This is a genomic window from Paraburkholderia sp. RL18-085-BIA-A, assembly GCF_046027075.1.
In the GTDB taxonomy this organism is placed as follows: domain Bacteria; phylum Pseudomonadota; class Gammaproteobacteria; order Burkholderiales; family Burkholderiaceae; genus Paraburkholderia.
In genome coordinates, this window is sequence record NZ_JARESU010000731.1 from 1 (window position 1) to 231 (window position 231).

Annotated in this window: 1 pseudogene; it reads right to left on the reverse strand. The window is 58.4% G+C overall.

What is annotated here, in order from left to right:
- Positions 1–231, reverse strand: a pseudogene (locus P0D89_RS54590) (DUF2345 domain-containing protein); the annotation flags it as partial.

A 231-nucleotide genomic window follows, 5' to 3' on the forward strand; every position in this document is an offset into this window, starting at 1 on the left:
ATGATGGAAGGCCACTCTTTCGGGCTTGTCCGGGTCACCGTCACGGCAGACGATCACCGCTTCATCATTGTCCAGCGCCGCGAAGTGCATCCCGGTTTGCAGCTTGCCCGCGAACGGCTTCGCCAGGCGTAGCGGTACGCTTTCGCCGCCGTTGGGCCATGTTTCGAAGTCCGAATCGAAGCGAACCGTATAGTGTCCACTTGCGGTGATGTATGCGTATTTGTACGTGTG